The organism is Bacillus sp. NTK074B, from assembly GCF_017303375.1.
Lineage (GTDB): Bacteria > Bacillota > Bacilli > Bacillales > Bacillaceae_B > Rossellomorea.
The window spans coordinates 43,166-65,667 of the sequence record NZ_JAFKOH010000006.1; the positions used below are offsets into that span (position 1 = coordinate 43,166).

Consider the following 22,502-nt stretch of genomic DNA (forward strand, 5'->3'; position numbering starts at 1 on the left):
CAGAGGATCGGGCTCTTTTCCTTGCTCTTCTGGTTGTTTAAAAAGTATGTGCTGCATCTTTCGCACGGGAAATGGCATTCTGCTTAATTTCATCTGCTTTGTCCGGCATAGCTGCGTGTCCTTCCACAAATATTCCTTCAAAAGAAGGCACACCGAAAAACTGCATGATAAGACTTAAATATCGATGACCCATCTCCATTCCCGCTGCCGGTCCTTCAGAGTAAATGCCTCCCCTGGCCTGGATATGGATGGCTTTTTTATCCGTCAGTAATCCGACGGGCCCTTGTTCCGTATACTTAAACGATTTCCCTGCCACTGCAACAGAGTCAATATAAGCTTTCATCACCGGAGGGAATGAGAAATTCCAGAACGGAGTGACAAATACATATTTATCGGCTTCTATGAACTGGTCAGATAATTCATTCAGGCGATTCACTTTCTTCTGCTCTTCCTGTGAAAGCTCCTCAAAACCTTTACCTGATTGAAGCTTGCCCCATCCGCTGAAAACATCCGCATCAATATGAGGTATATGTTCCTGATATAAATCGACGTGAATCACTTGATCTCCGGGGTTCACTTCCTTATATGTATCCATGAATGCTTTTGCAACCGCCATGCTATACGACTGTGTATCATCATGGGGGTGCGCCGTTATATATAATACATGTGCCATTCGTCATCCATCCTTTGCTTCGTTTTATAGACACTCGTATTTTGTGAAGATAAGAGGGGAATTATCCTCATTATCCGGTAAAAAAAGAATGCTGCCTGTATTAGGGCAGCATTGATTGAAATACCTTATTCTTCTTCGCCAGGCACTTCAAAAGGGTTTCCCCCGATATTCTTTCTCATTTCGTCTGTTAATTCAAATGGAGTGTTCTCTTGTGCTTCCCCTGCTGCGAAATGGTGACTGCCATCAAAGTGAATCGGTTTACCTTCCAATGTTGACACCTCCGATTTATTATAGTTTGGTCATTATGTAACGGTCTATCCGGTTTTTAAAGTTATGGACCTTTTACCCGGTTGTATTTGCTTATTATAATATGCCTCACTTCAAGTATATATCCTTTTTTCCCATTTTATATTGATATTCTTTATTTTCTAATACGACGATTTGTTCAGATGATGCCGCTGCCACATGTTTGGTTTCTTCCACAAGATGTTGAATGAGCCGGTGACATTGCTTGGCCCCTTTGACTAGGAGTGGAACCCCTATCCAATCAATGCCAAGTTCTCTCGAGAATAATCCCCCCGCAGTCATGAATGGCGGTACGGTAGGAGAAGTGTTGGAGATGATGATTTTTTCTTTTTGGTCATATCTACTAAGGAGAATGCCACATAAATCGGCTAAGGCCGGAACAACATACTTGTTATTTCTCCTTCCGATTGTATACACAGGATTATCCTCTTGGTCCATGCCATGATAAAGAATGTGACCGGTATCCTTTTTGGTCAGCTTGTTGAAAAAAGGTATTGAAAGGATGTCGTCCTTTGTAAGGTCACCTTGTTTTAATAAATGTAAATGATACGCAGCAGCCATAGACGTTGTATGGGTTCCACCAAAATCATTGTAAATATAAATCATATGCCCACCCTTTGAATAAATCCATTTCCCTTCAGTATGAACCGTATGGGCGGGCAGTATCCCATTTAATGAATCATTTAACAATAATGCCGCTTCCCTGAATACAGGAAGCGGCATTTCCGAATGTATTTAACCTCCTGCAGGTGCGGCACCTGCTGCTGGCCCTGCCGTACGTTGACCAAGCTCCTGATCCATGACCAGTAAGGCGGAAGGATTATCCCCGGCAATCTTTAAGCGGTCGACAACTTTCTGGGACTGAGCTTCTTCATCGATTTGTTCTCTTAGAAATTCCTGAATGATCACCGCGGTTTGTTGATCCGTCTGTGCAGCATAATTATAGGCTTGACGGTACGAATTAGTAACAAATTGCTCATGCTCCAACACTTTTTGAAATGTTTCCAAAGGTGATCCATATTCCTTCGGCTGGGCTGGAAGCTCCTGAAGCTCTACCATTCCTCCCCTGTCCGTCAAATAATCAATGAGTTTCAACATATGTTTTCGCTCTTCCTCGGATTGGATCCTTAACCAGTTAGCCATCCCGGTATAATTTTGGTTCGCCATATAAGCCGACATAGCCAGGTATAATGTCGTTGACACATGCTCGATCTGGATCAGATTATTCACCAACTTTTGAATTTGATCATTAAGCATAGCCGTCCTCCTCATAAATGTACTGACCTTCTATCTTATTGAGAAGAATCTTTAAATATGATGATAAAAAAACAGAACCATCTACAGCTGATGGTTCTGCTTTCGCTCCAAGTAGCGTTTTTGTTTCTTTCTCATCACCAACTCTTCCAGAGTACCTGAGCCGCACACGACACCAAGTACAATGAACACCAATCCGATCAGGTGATAATATGTCACGGCTTCCCCGAGGAAGAGGGATGCTCCAACCAGGGAGAAAAACGTATTGAGGTTCAGGAAAATCGACGTTTCCGCAGCCCCGATTTTTCCAATTGAATGATTGTAGACCATATGTCCGACAGCTGTCGCCATAATGGCCGAGGCGAAGAATAATACCCAAATCGAAGCTGGTGCATCCCCTAATTGTCTAAGCCCCCCCGGTTCTGTAAATAAACTAATCATAAACAGAACGATGGAACCGAACACGAGCATATAACCCGTCAACAAACGGGGATCCAGTGTTTTGGCAGCACGGCTTATAATGATAAAGCTCAATGCCTGAGAAAAAATGGAGATGAAGATGTACAGGTCACCCATCTTCAACCCACCGATTCCTTCACCTCCGGATAATACAATGATTGCCACCCCGATGCTGCCTGATAGAAATCCGATGACTTTGATCACGGTCGGCCGGTTCCTAAGAATGATCGTTGCCATCAAAGCAGTCAAGAGCGGTCCCGTTCCGAGGATCAGCCCCCCGTTCGTAGAAGACGTCCCTGTTAATCCTACTGATAAGAAATAATGATGACTCACTACATTCAACAGGCCACCGCTCATGATGAACAAAAGTTCTTTAGCTGTCGGCTTCCTGATCTTCCCCATAATACCGAGAATGATGAACACCGTAATACCTGCCGTAAAAATGCGGAGTGAAGTGATGGTCACAGGTGTAAATTCACTTACCAGCGTTTTCAATGCGGGGACATTAAAGCCCCATATCAACATGATGAATACAAGAATCAAATAGGTTTGCCATTTTTTCAAAACTTACGGCGCCTTCTTTCTATTTCAGATATTTCATCCAATCATAGCACCCCAAAACCATCTCTGCCAGAGAAAAAAATCCGCATTCTTATCACCCGGAGACTATGCTATAGTTAAAGTTGAAAGGAGTTTTTTTAAAATGACAAATCAACAACTGCCACCGAAGACATGTACCATCGAACGACTTGTCACAAAATCTGAAGATGTCCAGAAGGTACTTCAAGGAACGAAAACAGCGACCCGCCGCAATGGAAGGTATGCGGATATCGGGGAAATCATGGAGCTTCACGGTAAGGAATACATAGTGAATAGCGTCTATTCACAATCCCTTGGTGAACTGACGGATGAACATGCCAGACAAGAAGGATTTCAAACCGTGGAGGAATATAAAAATACCATTCTCTCCTATCATCCGGGAATGCCTTGGCACCCAGACATGAAAGTGTGGGTCCATGAATTCAGCTTAGTGACTGAATAGAGCACTTCGTATGGAGCAGCTACTATACAAAACACTGATTTATCTTCATGTCATCAGCGTTGTGGCGTCTATCGGTCCATTCTTCCTTTTATTGCCTATGATAAAGAAGCTGGGCGATGCGTCGGACTCTCTCCTCCCCTCCTATCTGGATACGTTCCGCTTCACCGTTCAGCTTTCGAAGCATTCGGGACACGTGCTTGTGGGTACGGGAGTTCTTCTGGTTATACTTGGACCTTGGACATGGACGACTCCGTGGATCATCATGACCCTCGTCATCCTGTTCTGCTCTCTCTTCTTTCTCGCCAGGGCATTTTCGCCAACTTTGCGGAAATTCGAAGAAGCTGAATCAGACAAGGAGTGGCTGATCGGAAAATTACGTCGGACTGTTTGGATTTATCTCATACTCCTGATGGCCATGCTGTGGTTTATGGTCGTGAAGCCGGGAATGTGGTTATAATTTACGAGTACCAGTGAACCTGGTACTTTTTTCTAAGGTGAAATGGTGAAAACCATCAATATCTGCTTTTGTTGAAACGAACCAGATTTTTATTTAGGCTATTTTCGACTAACTTGTCCCACTTACGCTCCAACTTGGGCTCCTTAGCGATTTGTTTTGTCATCTTAGGGTGAAATCGTCCCTCCATTTTCTTACCCCATTGCTTGAGGCCAGCCAGGCATTCCTACTCATTGTCCTTCCCTCCTTTTGACTCCAAAACCCTCATTAAAAATTCATTGTAGTAAATTCTTATTCCTCTTCTGTAAAAACGACATATGATATAGCAACTCCTATTTTGAGAAAGGTGAGAATGACATTGAATCTGCCATTTAATATGTATAGACCCGTACATGGCGGTGGGGGGCATGCAAGTTGGGGAAACGGGCATGGTCACGCGACCTGGGGACACGGAACAAGCTGGAATCAGGGCGGAAATTGGAATCACGGAGGGAACTGGAATCACGGATGGGGTTACCCGGGATTTGCAGCCGGGACAGTGACTGGCTTAGCCGTTGGTGCCGCAGCATCCCCCGGACCATACCCAGTACCGGTGCCAGCCTATCCTTATCCTTATCCCTATCCTTATCCCTATCCACCACCTTACCCGCAGTAAGTATATAAATGACGAAAATCCTCGATTTGTGAATAGAGTCGGGGGTTTTTTTACGGTTGTCTTCCTAAATGAAACTTCCGCCACTACTATGTTTTGTCACATTCTCTCTATTAACCATGTAATTCCTCCTAAGGAATAGAGATTACTATTCAATTAATATGGTGGACGTTTTTCTATGAATAAATTGTGGTATAATAGTTTAGTTAGCAATTTATTCATAGATTTGTTTACACAAGGAGGAAGCGGTATGGATTTCTTATTTCCACTTGGACTTGCCATTTCTACTGGTGCAATCATTGCCCTTTTAAAAATTATAGCGATCGATATCATTCTATCTGGAGATAACGCCATTGTCATCGCTATGGCAACCAGACGATTACCAAAAGAACTGCAGAATAAAGCGATCTTCTGGGGAACGGCAGGTGCCGTCATCCTTCGCATTTTCTTTGCAGCCGTCATCGTTTATTTACTTCAAATTCCTTTTGTGCATCTCATCGGAGGAATATTGCTCCTATGGATTGCCTATCAGGTACTCGTTGAGGATGAAGAAGAGGCCAACATTAAATCGCATACTGGACTGAGACAGGCCATCACGACCATCATTGTCGCCGATGCGGCCATGAGCCTGGATAATGTGGTTGCCGTCGCAGGGGCAGCCCACGGACATATCGGCATGATCGCCCTTGGCGTCTTCGTCTCGATTCCAATCATGATCTTCGGTTCTAAGGTCATTGTGAAGATCCTTGAAAGGTTTCGCTGGATCGCATACCTTGGAGCAGGAATCCTGGCCTACACAGCAGGTGAAATGATTGTAACAGATGAAAAATTCTTAGACCTGATCAATATTGAACATGGACTTATTACTACCATCATCACTATCGTACTAACTGCTGCGATTCTTCTTGGTGGATTCCTCACAAACAAACGTTCTCAATCCGATCACAAAAAGGTTCATCAATATAATGCATAACATTGGAAAATGCCTACAATTGTAGGCATTTTTTGTTTTGAGTAAGAAGTTATTGGGAAGACTAAATGGCAGTTATTATGAAGGAGGACGTGTGGAATGGATTTCTTCATGAGCCAGAACTCGCTAACTGCGGTGGAATGGATTTCCCGTGCCGCTTTAGGTTTTATATTTTTAATCGGGATCACCAAATTAATGGGACAACGGTCGATTTCTCAGCTAAGATTCCTTGATTTTGTGATGGCGCTATTAATAGGGAATATTATGGCTCACCCATTATCTGACGAAGGGTTAGGAATGAAGGGATCTATGCTCACGATGGGAACCCTGGTCTTTCTCTATCTGGTTGGGATTTACCTCAGCCTTCATTCAACTACTATACGTAAAGTACTTGACCCTTCTCCTATTTCAATCGTTCATAATGGGGAGATATTGTATAAAAACCTCAAGAAAGCAAGAATTCCTTTAGAGAGCTTGCTTTCAGAATTAAGAAAACAGCAAATTGAAGAAGTGCATAAAGTGGCCATAGCCCTTTGGGAACCTGGAGGGGAGATTTCAATCTTCCTGAAGCCGAAGTATCAGCCCCTAACAAATCAGGATGCCGGAGTCCCAACTAAAGCTTTTGATCTTCCCATACCAATAGTAGAAGATGGAAAAATCATTCTTTCAGAATTACTGAAGCTAAATAAAACCGAAGTATGGCTGCATGATCAATTAAAAAACTCTTACCAGACAACAATACATAACGTCCTCCTTGCTACCATTGATAAGCAAGATCAAATAAAAATCTATTTATACAAATGACACTCCCTCCACCAGCAGAGGTATTCTTCACAACATGAAATCACCATCTCCTTAAACAGTCCTCCCTTCACTTTCTTGTATACTCGGCAACATGAAGGAGAGGGACGGACCTCAATTTTAACGAAGGAATGCTACAATGAAGGGATTAATAGCCTAATTTAGGAGGTCCGTCCCTTCTTGCTATTTCACCGTCGGACTGACTTCCGGACTTCTGTATTCATCCTCCTTGGCTGCCTCGGGCTTCTTACTCCATAACGTTGCGAGGATCGGTCCTGAAATATTATGCCATACAGCTGCAATGACACTCGGGAGGGCAGCAAGTGGACCGAAATGCGCGGTGGCAAGGGCTACACCCAGCCCGGAGTTCTGCATCCCGACCTCAAAGGAGATGGCCCGTCTTGTTCCCTCATCCAGTTTCATCAAGACTCCTGTTCCATAACCGAGACCTAGCCCAAATAGATTATGAAGGATGACCGCCGTAAAAATGATTGCGCCGGAAGCCGCGATATTTTCTACATTAGCCGAAACGACGGCTGAAACGATGATGATAATCGCCAGTACTGAAATGAGGGGAATGACATTCAAGCTTTTTTCCACCGCCCCCGGGAATAGTTTACGAATTACTAACCCCACTGTGATTGGAAGAATGATCACCTGAAGGATTGAAAGGAACATGGCGACTGGATCGACCGGCAGCCATTGACCCGCAAGCCCCAGAAGGATCAACGGCGTGGCGATGGGTGCCAAAAGGGTCGAAAGGGAAGTCATGGCGACGGACAATGCCAGATTCCCTTTGGCCAGGTACACCATGACGTTTGATGCCGTCCCACCGGGAACAGACCCCAATAATACCAAACCGGCAGCCAGTTCAGCCGGCAGACCAAGTATGTAGGCAATCAAAAAAGCACCAAGAGGCATAATGAGAAATTGTGCCAGGACCCCTGTGATGACAGGGAGTGGTTTTTTCAGTACAAGTTGAAAATCAACAGGCTTTAAGGTTAGGCCCATCCCGAACATCACGACACCTAATAGAATCGTAATATAGGCACCCAATGGCAGAAAAGGTGCAGGAACAAAATAAGCGACAGCCGCTACGAGGATGACCCAGACGGCAAAGTACTTCCCTGCCAGATTGCTGATGGTTTCAAGAATTTTCATTCTGATTCCTCCTTCTTTTTATGTACGAGTTTATGAGGGTTGAAGATTTCAAGTGGATCAAGGGCATGCTTGATTTTCTCCATGACCTTTAAAGCTCCACCGTGCTCACGCTCCTGATACTTCATCTTTCCGACACCTACACCGTGTTCTCCCGTACATGTCCCGTTCCGCAGAAGGGCATATTCTACAATCAGTTCGTTATATAATCCAGCCCTCTTCACCTCATCGGGATCATTCAGATCAATCATGAGTGATGTATGATAATTCCCATCTCCCACATGCCCGAGTATCCCTCCGATGAGGTCTAATTCTTCGAGCTTCTTCCGTGCGAATTGAACAGCACCGGATAATTGGGAAATAGGTACGCAGACATCCGTCACCATGAGTTTTCTTCCAGGATGCCCATGCACATAAGCATAGGCAAGGTTATGCCTTGCTTCCCACAGTTTATTCCGAGCTCTGGTATCCTCTTCAAAGACCATGTCTTCACATTGATGATCTTTCACGATTTCTTTCATGAATTCAACATCTTGATTCAGCCCCGCCTCATTTCCATGAAACTCAAGGAACAGGGTAGGTTTTTCTATATAATCCGTATCACTGAACCGGTTTTGCACTCTCCCCTTCAAAAAATGTATAATGTATCGAATTATACCCAATAATCAGAATATTTCAATAGTAAAATCGGATTCTTTTCGGGGAACCATTTGTGTGTTCATTTGAGGGACGGACCTCCAAAACAATCACTTTAAGACGCTGTTTACTATCATACCGGGATTTCAGCAAGGTCCGTCCCTCAAAAAAGTGGTATCGGGTGTAGACCCGATACCACTGGTTCCTGGTTTAAATTTGTTTTAGCTTTTGGTTAAGTAGTGTGAATGTTGCTTGCAGGTTTTCTTTTGGGATGGATTGGTATTGGTCACCTATGCTTACTTCATAGATACACTTGTTTTCATTGATTTCTTTCACGTATGCGGTTAAGCCGACCCCGGCTTCTTCGTACACGTCGATCAGTCTGGATTCGACGTGTTTTTGAGGATAGTCAAAGGTGACGTGAAACATATTCGAAACCGGCTCCAGCGGCAGAGTCGATATCCCCTCACAGCCATTGAAAAGAGCAGCCAGTTCCTTTGCATTTTCATAATACTGATTCATCTTACCGACACGCTGATCAAAATAGTAATCGGCACTGATAATATAAGGATACAGACTGATCAAATCACCGCCGTGCCGCCGCTTCCACACTCTGGACTCTGCCGTGAATGCCTCGCTCCCGGCCAGGATTGCCCCTGCTACACCGCCGAACCCTTTATAAAATGAAATATACACACTATTAAACAAATCACTTATTTCTGAGGCCGTCTTCCCGTAATAAGGGAGCACTTCATAAAGTCTCGCCCCATCCAAATGAAGCTTGATCCCTTTATCACGGCAGAATCGCGAGATGGCTTCAAGGGTTTCATACTCAGGCAGCTGCCCTCCAATTTCCCGTTGAGGAAGCTCCAATAATAAGCATGCAATATCTTCTTCCAAGCCGGATACGTCCTCAAGATTTATTACACGTTCCTTATCTGCCAATAAGATGGGTTCGATCCCGTGTAATTTCTTCAACCCATCCTCTTCATGTATTTCCAGATGGCATAAAGGGTGATAAGCCACTTTCGGAACCTCTTTTTCGTCACACCATATACGGAGGGCAATCTGCTGGGCCATCGTTCCACTGGGGAAGAACACTGCACGTTCCTTCCCCAGTTGATCCGCCATCTTCTCCTGAAAGTCTTCTATGATCTTACCGGATCCATACATATCGCTGTCCATGTCTCCCTCGAGCTTATCTAGTGCCTCTTTCAAAACTTCAAGATTCCTTTTCCCATGCCCCTGTACAGAATATGGAGCATTTCTATACGCCTCAAATAACCTTTTCTCTCCCATCACCGTTCACCCCTTCTATGATTTCATCGCCTCTGCAATAAACCCCTTGATCCTCTTTTTATACTCCTCTTCTTCAACTGTAAAGCCTTCCGTGTGACCCGCACCGGGCACGATCCATAATTCCTTTACCCCTCCTGCTGCCTTATACAAGCGCTGGGCCATCTCTGTCGGCACAAGCTCATCCTTATCACCGTGAATGATGAATAGGGGCAAATGGTTCTTCTTCACCTGCTCCAGTGCGGATGCTTCTTTAAATGAATAACCTGCCCTCACCTTCGTCACCACACCCGTGATATCCATAATTGGAAATGCCGGCAGGCGATAAAGATATTTCAACTGATGGGCAAGCTCCTCGTCGACAGAGGTATATCCACTATCCGCAATGATCCCCTTTACTTCTTCCTGGAGCTCTTCACCACTCGTCATCAACACGGTAGCTGCCCCCATGGAAAAGCCATGGAGAAAGATGGTGTCTTGTCCTTTTTCATCGGTCAGGAATTGAATCCACTTTTTTACATCCAACCTGTCGTCCCAGCCATAGCCTATATAATCCCCTTCACTCTTACCGTGGCCCCGGGCATCAGGTTTTAGAATATTGTATCCCTCTTCATAATAGAATTTAGTGATTTCAGGCATTTGCTCACTGTTTCCCTTATACCCATGGGCAAGGATCACCGTCTTCCCGTTCGGTGACTCGTTCTCGAGGTACTGGGCTCTGAGAGTCAAGCCGTCCTTCGATTTCACCTTCACCTCCTGAAAATCCCGTTTACTTGTCCAGGTTCGCAATTCTTCTAATTTCTCCTGTTCCTCCTCCAAAGCACTGACCGCTTCCACCGCTTCTTCTGTGCCGCCGTATAGTTCAACCGCTTCATTGCTGCGGTTAATGGCTACATCGTAAAAGTAGTTTCCGGAAACGATCAAACCAATGACAGTCAACAATAGCAAACTGCTCACACTCCACACAATTTTCTTCTTTATGGCATGGTCTCCTTCGTACAAATAAGTTACTTCTATTTTACCCGAATAAGTTACCAGATTCATAGAAAAGACACGTCCAATTGCTTCGTTCATCTCAAGTGAAAAACGCCCAGGTCTCCCCGGGCGCTTTAAGAACGATTTAAACGATTATATTACTACTCTCTTTCCATCTATTTGTCTGCGCCCTTTTAATGAAATCTTCACGTTCCCCATATATCCTGATCACATCCCGTATTTCCTCAGGTAAATATCTTTCATTTTGGGCATGACCAAGTGATTCATAGCCGGAACCTCTCTGTAGATAATCGGAGGAGGCAACAGAATACCATTTCTCATCTTCCAACGGCTCCCCCCCTATTAGTATGCTAAAGACCTCTTGCCCATTGTGAATAATTTCAGCGCCGGAAACATGCAGTCTCCCGACAAACTTCCCGCGAAATCCAGGACCTCTTCCATCTGCCAGGCAGACCTCCGCATCCAGGGACTCTTCAATTGCTGTCCTTATATGTTTCCCCTGGATATCAAAAGAAGTCGGATTCAATGGAGATGGGCAGATTTCTATAAGTTTTTTATGACTGATCATTTGAAAGGCCCCAGCGTTCACAATCCCGCTGTTGATCATACCGAAATCACATTTCAGCATGTCCTGCAAACCATCGGCAATCAAATTGGTCATCGGATTTTCTTCCAACACGTCATGCCAAAGGGACTGGTCGATCGTATAAAGCGGTTTACTCAACATCTCAATCGCCATCTCCTTGTTTTTCTTAAGAATGCCTATGACTTCATGATCCAGTGGGAACGAACTAGTCGCAAACGTTTCCCCCCGTACAAGTTCACTCCCTTCACTTGTCACGTCCACTTCGACCATTCCGATGTGTTCCCCATAGCAGCCTGCACTGTTCACCACGGTCCCATTGACAAGCTTTGCCTCTGTAAAAAGTCGATGATCATGTGCGGAAAGAATGATGTCCACCTCATCCAGTTCATTAGCCAGTTCCTCATCGGCTTCAGTCCCTACATGATTAAGCAGGATACAAAGATCGTATGCCCCCCGGTTGCGTTCCAGCTCTTCCCTGATGGCATCTTTATAATCTGTTATATGAACACCTAGACCATCATTGAATCCTTGAAGATCAGGAGAGGAACCTGTGATGAGAATCCTGATACCTTTCTTCTCCAGAATCACGCTTGACTTCACTCCGTTGACTTCCGCTTTGTCTTTTCTGTAAAGATTATTGCTGATAAAAGGAATGGGACTGCTTTTAGCCATATGTTCAAGAGTGTCGAAACCGTTGAACATTTCGTTGTTTCCAATGGTCAGCGCATCGTATCCGACAGATTGAAGAAGTTCAATCGCCGCCATCCCTTTCGTTCCCTGAAGCTCGATGCTCTTGAAATCAGCAAAATCCCCGCCGTCGAGAATAATAGTAGACTCGTCCTTCAATTCCTTGATCAGAGAAGCCGCTCTCCCAAATGCGTCAAAATGGCTGTGTATATCATTCGTATGTATGATTTTTAATTTCATCTTAACCTCCACAACTTTTTTATCAGAAAACTCTCTCTATTAATAGTATAGGAAATTAAGATCGTGTAAAGGTTTTTTTTGGAAAAAAATAGAGCTTACCTACCACGGAATGGGAGTTAAGCTCTGCATCAAGATTCATCTATCAGTTCTGTATAAACCACTAAACGTTCTACGTAATTATGAATATCATGATCGAAATATCCTGTGCACGTAATCAGGTTCAGCATCCTTTTATCGCTTGGTCCGAAGATTTTTCTCAGTGGTGCATCATCTTTTTCATAAGCGACTTTTCCCCTTACTTCGAATGTAAAGGTTTTTCCCTGTTCATCTTGCAGAACGACCTTATCACCTGGTTCAAGTTTCTTCAGTTCAAAAAAAACAGCCGGTTTTTTCTCATCATCGACATGCCCCGCCAGAACCGCATTTCCTTTTTCACCAGGCTGAAATCCTGGTTCGAACCAGGCAACATCCTTTCCGTTCTCCGGGAGCTCCATATTCCCTTTTGAATCGAGGCCGAACTCTTTTATCGGTGCCTCGATATCAAACTTCGGAATGGACAGGAAGGCTGGTATCAGTTTATTCTCTTCATCTACCTTCACACTCTCAGGCACCACAGGCTCTGCAGGTTGTTCAATGGTGGATGATTGAACATTACTGTCAGAAAGTGTTTGAGGCTCTTCGGCAGCACATGCTGCCAAAAGAGCCATCAAGGGAATAAAGTATAGAAGTCTTTTCATTACTTTTGTAGTTTTCTGCGAGTGACGAATATAAGTGCTGCTCCACCAAGTACAGCTGTTGCAAGAACGATTGGAAGAGTAGTGGACGACTGCTCAGCCGCTGCTCCCCCCATACCCGTTTCAGGCATGCTTCCTGGCATCATCGTATAATCCTTAAGGACAAGCACTTCTAATTGATCCGCTGTATTAATGGCAAATACGCTATATACAGTGTTTTCTTCAAGCATCGTACCCGATAGATCCAGCACTTGATCTCCTTCTGGCGTTCTGATCTCTAAATCATATGTTCCCGGATCTAATTCCTTGTAGTCCGTGATGGCCTTGAATTCAGCCCCGCTGAATAATGCATCTCCACCTACAGGACCGACGTCAACGGTTGGTGCATCAGGCGAAAGATGTCCTACGCGGACTTTTGTCATTCCTTCCGTTACATCCATAGAATCCTGAGCTACGACCAGTTCCAGGTTTTCAAGCGTATTGGCTGCCGCTACTGTGTAAGCCATCCCTGCTTCAACGGTTAGATCTTGAGAAATGACCGGATCTTCGCTGCCCATCGTTCCAGCTGCGTAAATTTCAACTTTATGATCTCCCGCAGGAAGGTTCATGTAATCCGTCGCTGCTTTAAAATCCGCTCCTTCCACCACTGCATTTCCGTCAACATATACATCGACAGCCGGTGCATCAGGAGAAGCATGGACAATACGGACCATTGCATCATTCTCAGCAGCAAAAGCACCCCCGGCAAGTGATAACATAAGCATTACTGTTGCAAAAATCGAGAAAATCTTTTTCATTTCATCCACTCCTTTTGATTTTGTACAAGTTTTGTTTACTACTTGTATACTAAATGTACAATCATTTAAAATAGTTTTCAAGATTTAACCCTCACAACAGCACATTGAACTCTCTTCTCGTATTCATTCAAATAATTGAACCTGTGGGTCTCTGTCGATACAGTGGACAAGCATAGCGTGAAGCTGCCCACGGTGATGATAAAGATGGGCAACAATTTCCACCAGCCATTCAAACCGGGTATACGTCACCCCCCAATAGGATGTCGTCTCCTCCGTCAGCATCTCGTCCGTCATGGCTCCCACCCCTTCTTTCAAACTGCTGAAATGATGTAAGAGTTCGTCTTTAATATCATCTAATGAGTTCAATGTTTTACTAGAATAGAACTCCTCCATTTCTTGTTGTCCTGCACCAGCGGCAATAAGGGCGTCTGCCCCGCAGATGAGAGAGATGTGGGAGAGCAGCTCCCCGACGGAATGCCTGGAAGAGGTGGGTCTTTTTGTCAGGTCTTTATCGGTAAGCGTATCCATCATTCCCATGATAGATAAAACGGCTATTTCTATTTGGTGCAGCACATTTTGACAGTATATATTCATATCCATTCTCCTTTTGATCGTTTACCCCTTATTATACAAGCAGAGACCGATTCACACATATCTTACAGTGGAAGCTTCTTGAAACGAGGACCGGAACCACATTTCACCCAGGCACCAATTTCACTAAAAAAAGAGATGCCCCTATCGGGAACATCTCTCTTCTTACTTCCTATTCACTTCCCTTTCCAGCTTCCTCAAACTCTTTTTCTTCCACTTCGTTTGAAACTGCCACTTCCTTATCTGCCGACCCGGATACAGCAGGCTGATAATGCACGGGCTGGGTTCTATTGGCATATGACTTCAGTAACTCACCTACATCGATGCCAGTCATTTCACGGAGCGGCTCCTGCATGTCAAGCATCGTTCTTGTGATACTTTTACCAAAGGATGGAACTCCTTGGCCATTACCTGAATCGATGATCTTGACGGAATCGATATTATTTAGAGGCTGAGCGATCTTCTCAGCGAATATCGGCAGCATTTCAATGAGTTTCTCGGTGATGATGACATCTCCGTGTTTCTCCATGGCTTCAGCTAGGAGTTTACGGGATTCTGCCTCTGCTTTACCTCGTTCACGGATAACGTCGGCTTCAGCAGATCCTTCTTCCCTGCGGATCTTGGCTTTTGCTTCTCCGTCGATTTCCGACTTACGTGCTTCCGCTTCTGCTTTACGGGTCGTTTCGTAATAGTCTGCATCGGCTTTCGTTTTACGGACCTTGGATTCTTCCGCTTCAAGCTTGACGGCACGTTCCCGCTCAAGGAATTGAAGGGTCAACTCTTCTTCTTTTACTTCTTTGGCCAGTTTGGCTTTTTCAAGCTCGTATGACTGTTCGGATTTTGCTCTTGCACGTTCTGTTTCTTCTTTGAAGGCAGCATCTTTGATGTCTTTTTCCTTTTTCGATTCTGCAATCGTAATTTGGCGTTTATATTCTTCTTCTTTTGCTTCCTGGTCGGTTTGGGCACGATGAATACGGGTCTCTCGTTCCGTGTTCGCTTCAGCAATCTCTGCTTGTTTGCGCACTTCTGCGATACGTGGACGACCAAGATTTTCTAAGTATCCATTTTGTTCGTCAGCATCCCGGATGTCCGTCAATCCGAGTGAGGTGATTTTAAAGCCCATCAAGTCAAGCTGCTTCTGGGCAATTTCTGACACGTCGGCATTGAATTTTTCACGGTTGCTGTTAATGTCTTCGACGGTCATTTTTGAAAGAATGGCACGAAGATTACTTCCCAGCACTTCGATGATTTCATCTTCAATTTCCTTTTGATCCTTGCCAAGGAACTGCTCGGCATAGTTGGCGATCCCGTTCAGGGTGTCGGCAACCTTTACCATCGCCACTGCATCGGCGACAATCGGAACTCCACCGTTTGTATACACTCGTGGAGTGGAAAGTTTCAATTGGAAAGATGTAAGATTAACAGGCGTGGATGTTTGGAAACGTCTTAATCTGTATCCTCCACCACGGATGATTTTCATGGAACGGCCTTCCTGGTCGGTGAATATATTCGATTCCTTTTCAGGATCCCCCAGTTTCGGTCCGGTAATGATCAGTGCCTGATTGGATTTTGCGGTACGATAGCGGAACCTCATCCAGAAATAATATGCGACCCCTACAATAGCCGCAATGACCAGTACAGGAATCAAGAAAACGAAAAAACCGATCACACTCAATGATCCTAGCATTCTGACAACCCCTCTCAACAATTAGTTTAAACCAGCATGCTGTCTGATTTAAATGTATATAAAAGTGCTAGCTACACTACTATATACGGAGCCCACAGGGGAAAAGTTTCAATTAATTTGTGAATCTCCTAATTTGTTCCTTCCATCGTCTTTTGTATCTTATTCTTACAGTTATGAAAGTTCGAATCAGGACTGACTATGATAAAATAATACCGTTCACAATTTAATCATTGCTCACTGGTGGAAATGATTGAGGTCATTTCCTTAAAAGGGAAGTTGGTGAAAATCCAACGCGGTCCCGCCACTGTCAGGCTGAGATTTCATATAGATCCACTGTTTCACGTTGAAATGGGAAGGAATGTGGAATCGGAGACGCCGAGCCAGGAGACCTGCCAAGCTGAGAAGAACACGAAAGTTCCTACGGGAGATAGGAGGGTGTTGCGCATATGAAACGTCATACAGGGAACCAAGGGATCCTGGACGCCCGTTTGGAGTAGCTGCATCTTCTTTTCAAAAAGGAAGATGCTTTTTTTGTTTCGCCATTATACAATCAGGGAGATGAAAAGAATGGAACAAGCCTATTCGGTTGAGCGTTCACGAACCGTACAGACCCGATTGGTACTGCCGCCGGATACCAATCATATGCAAACCATTTTTGGAGGGAAAGTTCTCTCTTATATTGACGAAATCGCGGCTCTATCGGCCATGAAGCACTCAAACTCTGTCGTCGTGACAGCCTCAATTGACTCGGTGGATTTTTTATCATCTGCGACAGTCGGTGACGCTTTAAGTCTTGAAGCCTATGTCACATCAACAGGGAGAACATCCATGGAAGTGTATGTGAAGGTTTACTCGACGAACCTTCTGAATAGTATCAAAACGCTAACGACGGAATCAATTCTGACCATGGTCGCCGTGGATGAGGATGGTCAGCCCAAACCGGTGCCAAAGGTCGTTCCACAATCAGAAGAAGAGGAGAGATTGTTTAAGACGGCACCTCTGCGAAAGGAACATAGAAAGAACCGTGCATCGATTTTATAAAAAAGAACACTCGGAAATCATCATGATTTCCGAGTGTTTTCTATATCAGGTATGGAATAAGGATGTATATCAGAACAGAGAAGGCCATTATGCTATGTCCTATTGTATAATAGCGGCGGCTTTCTTTAATGTTGATAACAACATACATTACGTTGGTACCGAGAAGTATGAGGGGAAACCATACGGAATGTTCAGAGTATGGTTGAAACCCAGTGTATATGGAAACAACTCCTCCTAAAAGGAATAATAATATGGATACTACCAGAAAAACCTTTCCACCCTGATTCTCCTTCATCCCTCTTCCTCCTATCGCTTCAAGGTAAATAGGTCTGATGAGACGGAGACCTCTTTCTCAAAAAGTTGTTCTTTCGACTTCTTCTTAACTTTGGCACCCTCCCCTTCAATCAAGGATCTCCTAAGGGTGGAACTGATAACGTTCACGCACAGGATCAAGATGGCGAATAAAGTCAGTGGGACAACGACAAGCATCGGACGCAGAAAGATCTGCTGGATGTTGATGGCGATCGTCGCAGCCCATTCGTTCGTTTCGGAAAAATAAACAGGGATGCTTTCCATGATGCCGAAGTCAGCGATCTTCAGGCCGCCAAGGCACATATGAAGGATGCCGAGTTGTATGAGCAGAGCAAGGGTCTGGGAAACCTGTTCAGAAAATAACACGATTGAGTGTCTTCTGAACTGTGGAAGCAGATGCTGCTTGAATAAATGAAGTCGGCCTGCCCCCATCGTTCGTGATACCTGTATGAATTCACTCTTCATAAAAAGCTTCATCTCTTCTCCTAAATAAATCCCGAGAGATGGGATCGTCACAGCGGCAATCGCAACTACTTGAATGAAGAAGTATCGATTGGACGACAGTGCTTCGGATTGAAAAGCTCCCTCAAGGGGAACGAGTAACGCAAATACGATAATGGCGAGAGGAATATATTGAAATGACTCCCCCAGCCCTTTCATGAATCTTCCGAAGAAGGCAGGAAGGAATGTATACATGACAGCAAAGAAAAATCCTAGAACCATACGTAATAGGGCAATGGCCAGAGCGGCAAACATAGTATATTTTGCTCCGGCTAATAAGAGCAGCAGAAAATTCCTTCCCAGTTTATCACTCCCTAGGGGAGGCATTTCACCAGGGTTGAACGGCGGTGCCGCTATCACTCTCCCATCCTCATCGGAGAGATAGTCCACCACCTCGTCATAACCGGGATTCATGACGGGTACCAGAAAGCTGACACTAATAAAAGCAACTAGGATCAGGACAGGTAGTGCTAATCGTGTGGACATCCAGCTATTCATACTGGTCCCCCCCTTCCAACCACTTTGATAGAATGCTAGAGCCTACCGTAAATACGATAAAAAACGGGACAAATATGAGGAGCATCCCAAGGAAGAATGCAGCCGGAGAACTGGTCGCCGTTCGCAGCAACGTCTGCATGAACCCATTGATGTTAAATAGAAGTTCAATGATTAATAAGTTAGAAAGCATCAATAAAAAGATCGGTTTGAGATGGAAGAAGAAGTGAATCCATACATTCCTGAACAGATGATGCCAAACTGTATACGCCCTTCTGAATCCTTTTGAATAGGAAAACTCCACATAGGGTTTACCTTCTTCTTCTTTTAACTGAAACAGAAACTGTTTTAGTAAGAACACAACCGGCAGAACCGACAAACAGAGAATAGGTAAAAAGTAGATCCGCTCTTCACCCATGGCATAAATATCGAACACCAACAGGTTCGTCTTTTTAAATATCCAAATGATAAAAAGCTGAAATAGAACCACAATAAACACATCCGGTAAAGCATCCAGCAAATTGACGATTTTAGTAGAGAAACGATAGGCTTTCCGGGGCAATAACATGAGGGAATAGCTTAAAAGCACCGACAGACTTACCGCTAAGAAGAACGAACTGAAAAGAATCAGGAACGAATATACATACGTTTCAGAAAAGACTTCATTGATGCTGTATTGCTTATTTCCCTCTCCCCAATATATGTAGATGGATGACGGATGCATGATCTCCACCCACGTCTGCTGCAATCGATCCCCGTAGGCAGCTAGATTAATCAATAGCTCTGTATCGTATGCGAGCAATGAACCGATTCCACTAAGCAGATACAACCCCAACACAACAACCAGAAAATGAAAGGAAGTCTCTGGCATCCTTTTCATAAAAACCCTCCAATGAATTTCCAAATTGATACAAATTTACTATATTCATGTTACAATAATGTAATATAATTTGTAAATGTATTTAGAAAATTTTTACTACTATGTTTTTATGTCGCAAATACAGGGCTTCTTTTACTTGTATGTATCATCAATTCCTCACATATTCTTGAAACTTTATTGACTTGGGAACCGTAATCTTTGTATAAGATAAAAGGAAGTGTGATAAAAATGAAGAAAAATATTGTTCTCTGGGATCTCATGATTTATGTGGCACTCCCTCTATTTGTGTGGAAGATTTTACGAGATTACACAGGGGATTATTATGCCATGCTCCTTTCTTCAGTGCCGGGTATCCTTTATACGATCTACCGGTTCATTGAAATGAAGAAAGTGAATACCTTCGGCCTGTTCATTCTCTTCACCTTGATTATCGGTACGCTGATCGACGTACTGGCTGGTTCGTCTTTACAGCTTCTTTGGAATAATGTCTATTACGCGGCCGGGATCAGTTTGTTTTTCTTAGGGACCATGGTCCTCAGAAGGCCCATCACCCTTTACTTTGGTCTTGATTTTGCAGAGCTCCAAGGTCATGACCGCATGTTTAGTAAGCGACTTTTCTATAAGAAACCTTTATATATCTTGTTTCAGCTGATCACGCTTTCCTTCGCTTTAAGGAGTGGGATCCTTGCCATTGTGAAAGCTTGGCTCATTATGGAGTATGGTGTAGAGGCATTCGATAAAGGGATCATTCTGCGCCAGGCATTCAGCTGGATCATGACGGGTGTTACTATTATCGGATTCTTCTATATAGGGAAGATAATTAAAGAATCTCCTCATTTAATTAAAGAAGTTCAGGACGAAGTGGATAAAGAAGAGGCCATCTAGCATTTTGGAAGTCATACCTTCTGCCGCCCTTCTAATTCCACATTATGGAACATTCAGCCTATTTTTTCTATTATTGATCAAAGAACTTGTCAAACGAAACAATTACAAATATTGGGTTCAACTTTCCATTCCCTCCTACATATAATAGTCCGAGAGGAGGCATCTCAGAATGGATAGATTTATTCTTTTGTTGGTAGCGGGTATTCTTTCCGGTTTCGCACTGTTAAGGGTTCCATTGGCAGGTACGTTTCTAGCGAGTGTATCCCCGGTAACGGACATCATTGGTATTCTAGCTATACTCATATTCTCACTTTTCTTAATCTATAAAGGGACTATGGCGATACTCGGCAAGTGAAGGGAGAGACCCGGATTTATTCCGGGTCTTTTTTAAATGGCTGAGAAAACCAGTATTCCAGAAGTTCTTTATATTTCTCATGGTCTATTTCTTTTTTCTCAACGTTTCCACTCTTCCATTGAGTAAAGGAAGTGTCGGTCAAGGTAACACTGCCGTCTTCCGTCCGCATTGTCAGTAACGGATGCTTATTGAAGGGTGAATCAGGATGCTTTTCTACCGTGAGGCGGACGTTGTCCAAACAGCTTACATCTCTGATTGTTTCATCGATATCAAACGCGTATCCGATTCTCCAGTCCCTGTCCTTATATTTCAGTTTCATTTCTAATCGATACTCCCCATGATGGGTTTTTCCTTCTCTTATTCTGAACTCCCCGTTTGAGGAAGAGACCGTTTCCCCTGATAATGGAACAGGTTTCAAGGGAACATTCCCCCCGAATCCTCCATCCAGAATATACAATTGTCCCTCATGTCGCACCAGAACCGCCACATGAGTCCTCCCAATATTCCCAAACTTCCCTGCAGCATGATCATAGACAACCCCCTGTATCAGGGAAGCATCGTATTGATTCTCTATGAGGAATAAATATAGGAGTGAATTTAGGTCATAACAAAGCCCCCCCTCATTCATAATGAGCATTTTATTCAACAGATGATCCTTGGTCAGAATACGGGACCTTCCTTCCATAATGCATACATTCTCAAATGGTATATGATTCGCCATTTTTTCTAATATGATATCCAGATCCTGAAAAGTTACAGGATCTGGATTCGAATACTGAATCCTTTTGCGGAATAGCTTGTCTAAATTGTTGATGGCGGGCACATCCTTTCTGGTTAGTCTTTAAAGTTTACCTGCTTCTCATTGACGTATTCAACCCCTGGCATGCATTTTGGGATTCAGGGGCTAAATTGCCATATCCCTGTCAGAATACACTAAAGTTGAATCCGCAATTTCTCTGCTCTTGCCCTGGAAACGCACGTTAAGATCGAGTTGTGTTCACTCCTCTCACGATCGCTTAAAAAAGAATCACCGTGATCGACTTCACCTTCCAATACGTTGACCTCACAGGTTCCGCATCGACCGACCCGGCAGGAATATGGCGCATTGACCCCTGCCTTGAGAAGGGCTTCTAATAATGTCCCGTCCTTTGGCACTTTAATGGTGGGTCCGTTTTCTACTTCCACCAAAAAATCCTGACGTTTCATTCTTCGTAAATTCTTCAAGTGGTAATAGATAAGTATGGATGGTAAAAAGCAGCCCACGTGAACCCGGTAACCTATAAAGCTTCTGTACTTCCACCCTCACGTGAACGTACTTCCCCACATTTTCCCTAGTCACATTCCTTCTTCCCTTTCCCCACTCATCATACGTCTCAAAAGAAGTATCCAGGCGATCTCCCGCCATTAAAGACCAGTTCCTCCTTACCCATGGATCTCCCGCTTCCATCCTCATTAAGAATGTAAAAATCCGCTGATCCAACCCCTCATTTTTAAAACCGGGTATCGGTCCGTGTATCTCCTTGAAGCTCATCCCCATATTGAACGCAAGGGACCAGTTCGCAGGAAAACATAATTGCCCAGCATCCAGATACAGTTCCCCGTCCCGCTCCATCATGAAGATGAGGTCTTCTTGTACGTGCCTGCCGATAAAATCTAGGGGCTCCATGGATAGAGACGAACCATACCCTGGTATAAAGATTGTCTTCTCGTTCAGCATATGATTATGGAACGTCCATGCATCGTCTTTTATTTCAAGGGAAAACATCTGAGGGTAGAACTGTATGAGATGTTGAATGACAAGCTCCGTGATTTCCCATTGAGCCTTCCATGTGTGGGGCAGGGACTGGAAGCATCGTTCGGGATGGCGGGTTAACAGTTTCCGTTTCAGTTGGATTTCTTCCCGATAAGAAGAGGTAACTTCTACACAACCCGCCTCCTCCAGTGGAACAGAATTATTTGAATACCGATACCCATCGCCCTTAAAGGGATAAGGGAACGAATCCAGTTTCATCAT

The 22,502-nt window shown here is 44.1% G+C and carries 27 protein-coding genes, 1 pseudogene and 1 riboswitch; of the genes and pseudogenes, 8 read left to right on the top strand and 20 right to left on the bottom strand.

The genetic code is table 11. The annotated features are described in order from the left end of the window. Positions 1–37: 37 nt before the first annotated feature. The 5 genes from JI667_RS11420 to JI667_RS11440 form a co-directional block, all read right to left on the bottom strand. The gene (locus JI667_RS11420) at positions 38–673 is read right to left on the bottom strand and encodes an FMN-dependent NADH-azoreductase (RefSeq protein WP_206853325.1); all 636 of its coding nucleotides are present in this window, start codon (positions 671–673) and stop codon (positions 38–40) included. A 125-nt stretch (positions 674–798) separates the two neighbouring features. Further along, positions 799–942: a hypothetical protein gene (locus JI667_RS11425; protein WP_206853328.1), complete on the bottom strand. Its 144-nt coding sequence runs from the start codon at positions 940–942 to the stop codon at positions 799–801. A 106-nt stretch (positions 943–1,048) separates the two neighbouring features. After that, on the bottom strand, positions 1,049–1,669 hold the full coding sequence (locus JI667_RS11430; protein WP_306465456.1) for a DUF3189 family protein: 621 nt from the start codon (positions 1,667–1,669) through the stop codon (positions 1,049–1,051). Positions 1,670–1,714: 45 nt separating this feature from the next. Next, positions 1,715–2,236 (bottom strand): ferritin, encoded by a 522-nt coding sequence (locus JI667_RS11435; RefSeq protein WP_206853331.1) that lies wholly within the window; start codon positions 2,234–2,236, stop codon positions 1,715–1,717. Between the two features lie 81 nt (positions 2,237–2,317). Beyond that, positions 2,318–3,256, bottom strand: a complete 939-nt coding sequence (locus JI667_RS11440) for a DMT family transporter (protein ID WP_206853333.1) — start codon at positions 3,254–3,256, stop codon at positions 2,318–2,320. Between the two features lie 139 nt (positions 3,257–3,395). Here JI667_RS11440 and JI667_RS11445 point away from each other — a divergent pair, with 139 nt between their 5' ends. The 5 genes from JI667_RS11445 (at position 3,396) to JI667_RS11465 (ending at position 6,614) form a co-directional block, all read left to right on the top strand. Further along, positions 3,396–3,734 (top strand): ASCH domain-containing protein, encoded by a 339-nt coding sequence (locus JI667_RS11445; protein WP_206853337.1) that lies wholly within the window; start codon positions 3,396–3,398, stop codon positions 3,732–3,734. A gap of 10 nt (positions 3,735–3,744) precedes the next feature. After that, positions 3,745–4,191 carry a hypothetical protein gene (locus JI667_RS11450; RefSeq protein WP_206853340.1) on the top strand — a complete coding sequence of 149 codons (447 nt, stop codon included), beginning with the start codon at positions 3,745–3,747 and terminating at the stop codon, positions 4,189–4,191. 355 nt (positions 4,192–4,546) lie between these two features. Continuing rightward, positions 4,547–4,843 carry a hypothetical protein gene (locus JI667_RS11455; protein ID WP_244668294.1) on the top strand — a complete coding sequence of 99 codons (297 nt, stop codon included), beginning with the start codon at positions 4,547–4,549 and terminating at the stop codon, positions 4,841–4,843. A gap of 247 nt (positions 4,844–5,090) precedes the next feature. Continuing rightward, complete coding sequence (locus JI667_RS11460) at positions 5,091–5,813, top strand: TerC family protein (RefSeq protein WP_206853342.1); 723 nt, start codon at positions 5,091–5,093, stop codon at positions 5,811–5,813. 96 nt (positions 5,814–5,909) lie between these two features. Then, positions 5,910–6,614 (top strand): DUF421 domain-containing protein, encoded by a 705-nt coding sequence (locus JI667_RS11465; protein ID WP_206853345.1) that lies wholly within the window; start codon positions 5,910–5,912, stop codon positions 6,612–6,614. 180 nt (positions 6,615–6,794) lie between these two features. Here the strand turns inward: JI667_RS11465 and JI667_RS11470 are convergent, their stop codons facing one another. From JI667_RS11470 to JI667_RS11510, 9 genes and pseudogenes are all read right to left on the bottom strand, one after another. Beyond that, positions 6,795–7,772 carry a bile acid:sodium symporter family protein gene (locus tag JI667_RS11470; protein ID WP_206853347.1) on the bottom strand — a complete coding sequence of 326 codons (978 nt, stop codon included), beginning with the start codon at positions 7,770–7,772 and terminating at the stop codon, positions 6,795–6,797. Next, positions 7,769–8,383: pseudogene (locus tag JI667_RS11475) on the bottom strand (FAD-linked oxidase C-terminal domain-containing protein); the annotation flags it as partial. The pseudogene JI667_RS11475 and the gene JI667_RS11470, both read right to left, overlap by 4 nt. A gap of 232 nt (positions 8,384–8,615) precedes the next feature. Continuing rightward, positions 8,616–9,704, bottom strand: a complete 1,089-nt coding sequence (locus tag JI667_RS11480; RefSeq protein ID WP_206853381.1) for a threonine aldolase family protein — start codon at positions 9,702–9,704, stop codon at positions 8,616–8,618. A 15-nt stretch (positions 9,705–9,719) separates the two neighbouring features. Further along, positions 9,720–10,745, bottom strand: a complete 1,026-nt coding sequence (locus tag JI667_RS11485) for an alpha/beta hydrolase (protein WP_206853383.1) — start codon at positions 10,743–10,745, stop codon at positions 9,720–9,722. Between the two features lie 76 nt (positions 10,746–10,821). Further along, on the bottom strand, positions 10,822–12,210 hold the full coding sequence (locus JI667_RS11490; RefSeq protein ID WP_206853386.1) for a bifunctional metallophosphatase/5'-nucleotidase: 1,389 nt from the start codon (positions 12,208–12,210) through the stop codon (positions 10,822–10,824). Between the two features lie 128 nt (positions 12,211–12,338). Beyond that, positions 12,339–12,947 (bottom strand): class F sortase, encoded by a 609-nt coding sequence (locus tag JI667_RS11495; RefSeq protein ID WP_206853389.1) that lies wholly within the window; start codon positions 12,945–12,947, stop codon positions 12,339–12,341. Further along, positions 12,947–13,741, bottom strand: a complete 795-nt coding sequence (locus tag JI667_RS11500; RefSeq protein WP_206853391.1) for a DUF4397 domain-containing protein — start codon at positions 13,739–13,741, stop codon at positions 12,947–12,949. The genes JI667_RS11495 and JI667_RS11500 overlap by 1 nt, the downstream gene beginning before the upstream one ends. 123 nt (positions 13,742–13,864) lie before the next feature. After that, positions 13,865–14,335, bottom strand: a complete 471-nt coding sequence (locus JI667_RS11505) for a DinB family protein (protein ID WP_206853394.1) — start codon at positions 14,333–14,335, stop codon at positions 13,865–13,867. Between the two features lie 169 nt (positions 14,336–14,504). Then, entirely contained in the window at positions 14,505–16,019 is a 1,515-nt protein-coding gene (locus JI667_RS11510; protein WP_206853397.1) for a flotillin family protein, read from the bottom strand. Between the two features lie 221 nt (positions 16,020–16,240). Next, a riboswitch (cobalamin riboswitch) is annotated at positions 16,241–16,430 on the top strand. Positions 16,431–16,586: 156 nt separating this feature from the next. On the opposite strand from JI667_RS11510, the gene JI667_RS11515 reads away from it, so the two are divergent. Next, complete coding sequence (locus JI667_RS11515; protein WP_206853400.1) at positions 16,587–17,060, top strand: acyl-CoA thioesterase; 474 nt, start codon at positions 16,587–16,589, stop codon at positions 17,058–17,060. A gap of 40 nt (positions 17,061–17,100) precedes the next feature. Here the strand turns inward: JI667_RS11515 and JI667_RS11520 are convergent, their stop codons facing one another. From JI667_RS11520 to JI667_RS11530, 3 genes are read right to left on the bottom strand one after another with little or no spacing between them, the layout of a single operon-like run. Next, positions 17,101–17,355, bottom strand: a complete 255-nt coding sequence (locus tag JI667_RS11520) for a hypothetical protein (RefSeq protein WP_206853403.1) — start codon at positions 17,353–17,355, stop codon at positions 17,101–17,103. Positions 17,356–17,366: 11 nt separating this feature from the next. Then, positions 17,367–18,371 (bottom strand): hypothetical protein, encoded by a 1,005-nt coding sequence (locus tag JI667_RS11525; protein ID WP_206853417.1) that lies wholly within the window; start codon positions 18,369–18,371, stop codon positions 17,367–17,369. Next, entirely contained in the window at positions 18,364–19,248 is an 885-nt protein-coding gene (locus tag JI667_RS11530; protein WP_206853420.1) for an ABC transporter permease subunit, read from the bottom strand. The genes JI667_RS11525 and JI667_RS11530 overlap by 8 nt, the downstream gene beginning before the upstream one ends. A 228-nt stretch (positions 19,249–19,476) precedes the next feature. Between JI667_RS11530 and JI667_RS11535 the strand changes: the two genes are divergently transcribed. Both JI667_RS11535 and JI667_RS11540 read left to right on the top strand, forming a co-directional pair. Beyond that, entirely contained in the window at positions 19,477–20,133 is a 657-nt protein-coding gene (locus tag JI667_RS11535; protein ID WP_206853423.1) for a VC0807 family protein, read from the top strand. 169 nt (positions 20,134–20,302) lie between these two features. After that, on the top strand, positions 20,303–20,488 hold the full coding sequence (locus JI667_RS11540) for a hypothetical protein (protein WP_206853426.1): 186 nt from the start codon (positions 20,303–20,305) through the stop codon (positions 20,486–20,488). A gap of 16 nt (positions 20,489–20,504) precedes the next feature. Here the strand turns inward: JI667_RS11540 and JI667_RS11545 are convergent, their stop codons facing one another. From JI667_RS11545 to JI667_RS11555, 3 genes are all read right to left on the bottom strand, one after another. Beyond that, positions 20,505–21,311 (bottom strand): arylamine N-acetyltransferase, encoded by an 807-nt coding sequence (locus JI667_RS11545; protein WP_368077901.1) that lies wholly within the window; start codon positions 21,309–21,311, stop codon positions 20,505–20,507. Between the two features lie 110 nt (positions 21,312–21,421). Next, positions 21,422–21,673: a 2Fe-2S iron-sulfur cluster-binding protein gene (locus JI667_RS11550; RefSeq protein WP_368077902.1), complete on the bottom strand. Its 252-nt coding sequence runs from the start codon at positions 21,671–21,673 to the stop codon at positions 21,422–21,424. Further along, positions 21,645–22,502 carry a heme-dependent oxidative N-demethylase family protein gene (locus tag JI667_RS11555; RefSeq protein ID WP_244668295.1) on the bottom strand — a complete coding sequence of 286 codons (858 nt, stop codon included), beginning with the start codon at positions 22,500–22,502 and terminating at the stop codon, positions 21,645–21,647. Before JI667_RS11555 ends, JI667_RS11550 begins: the two co-directional genes overlap by 29 nt.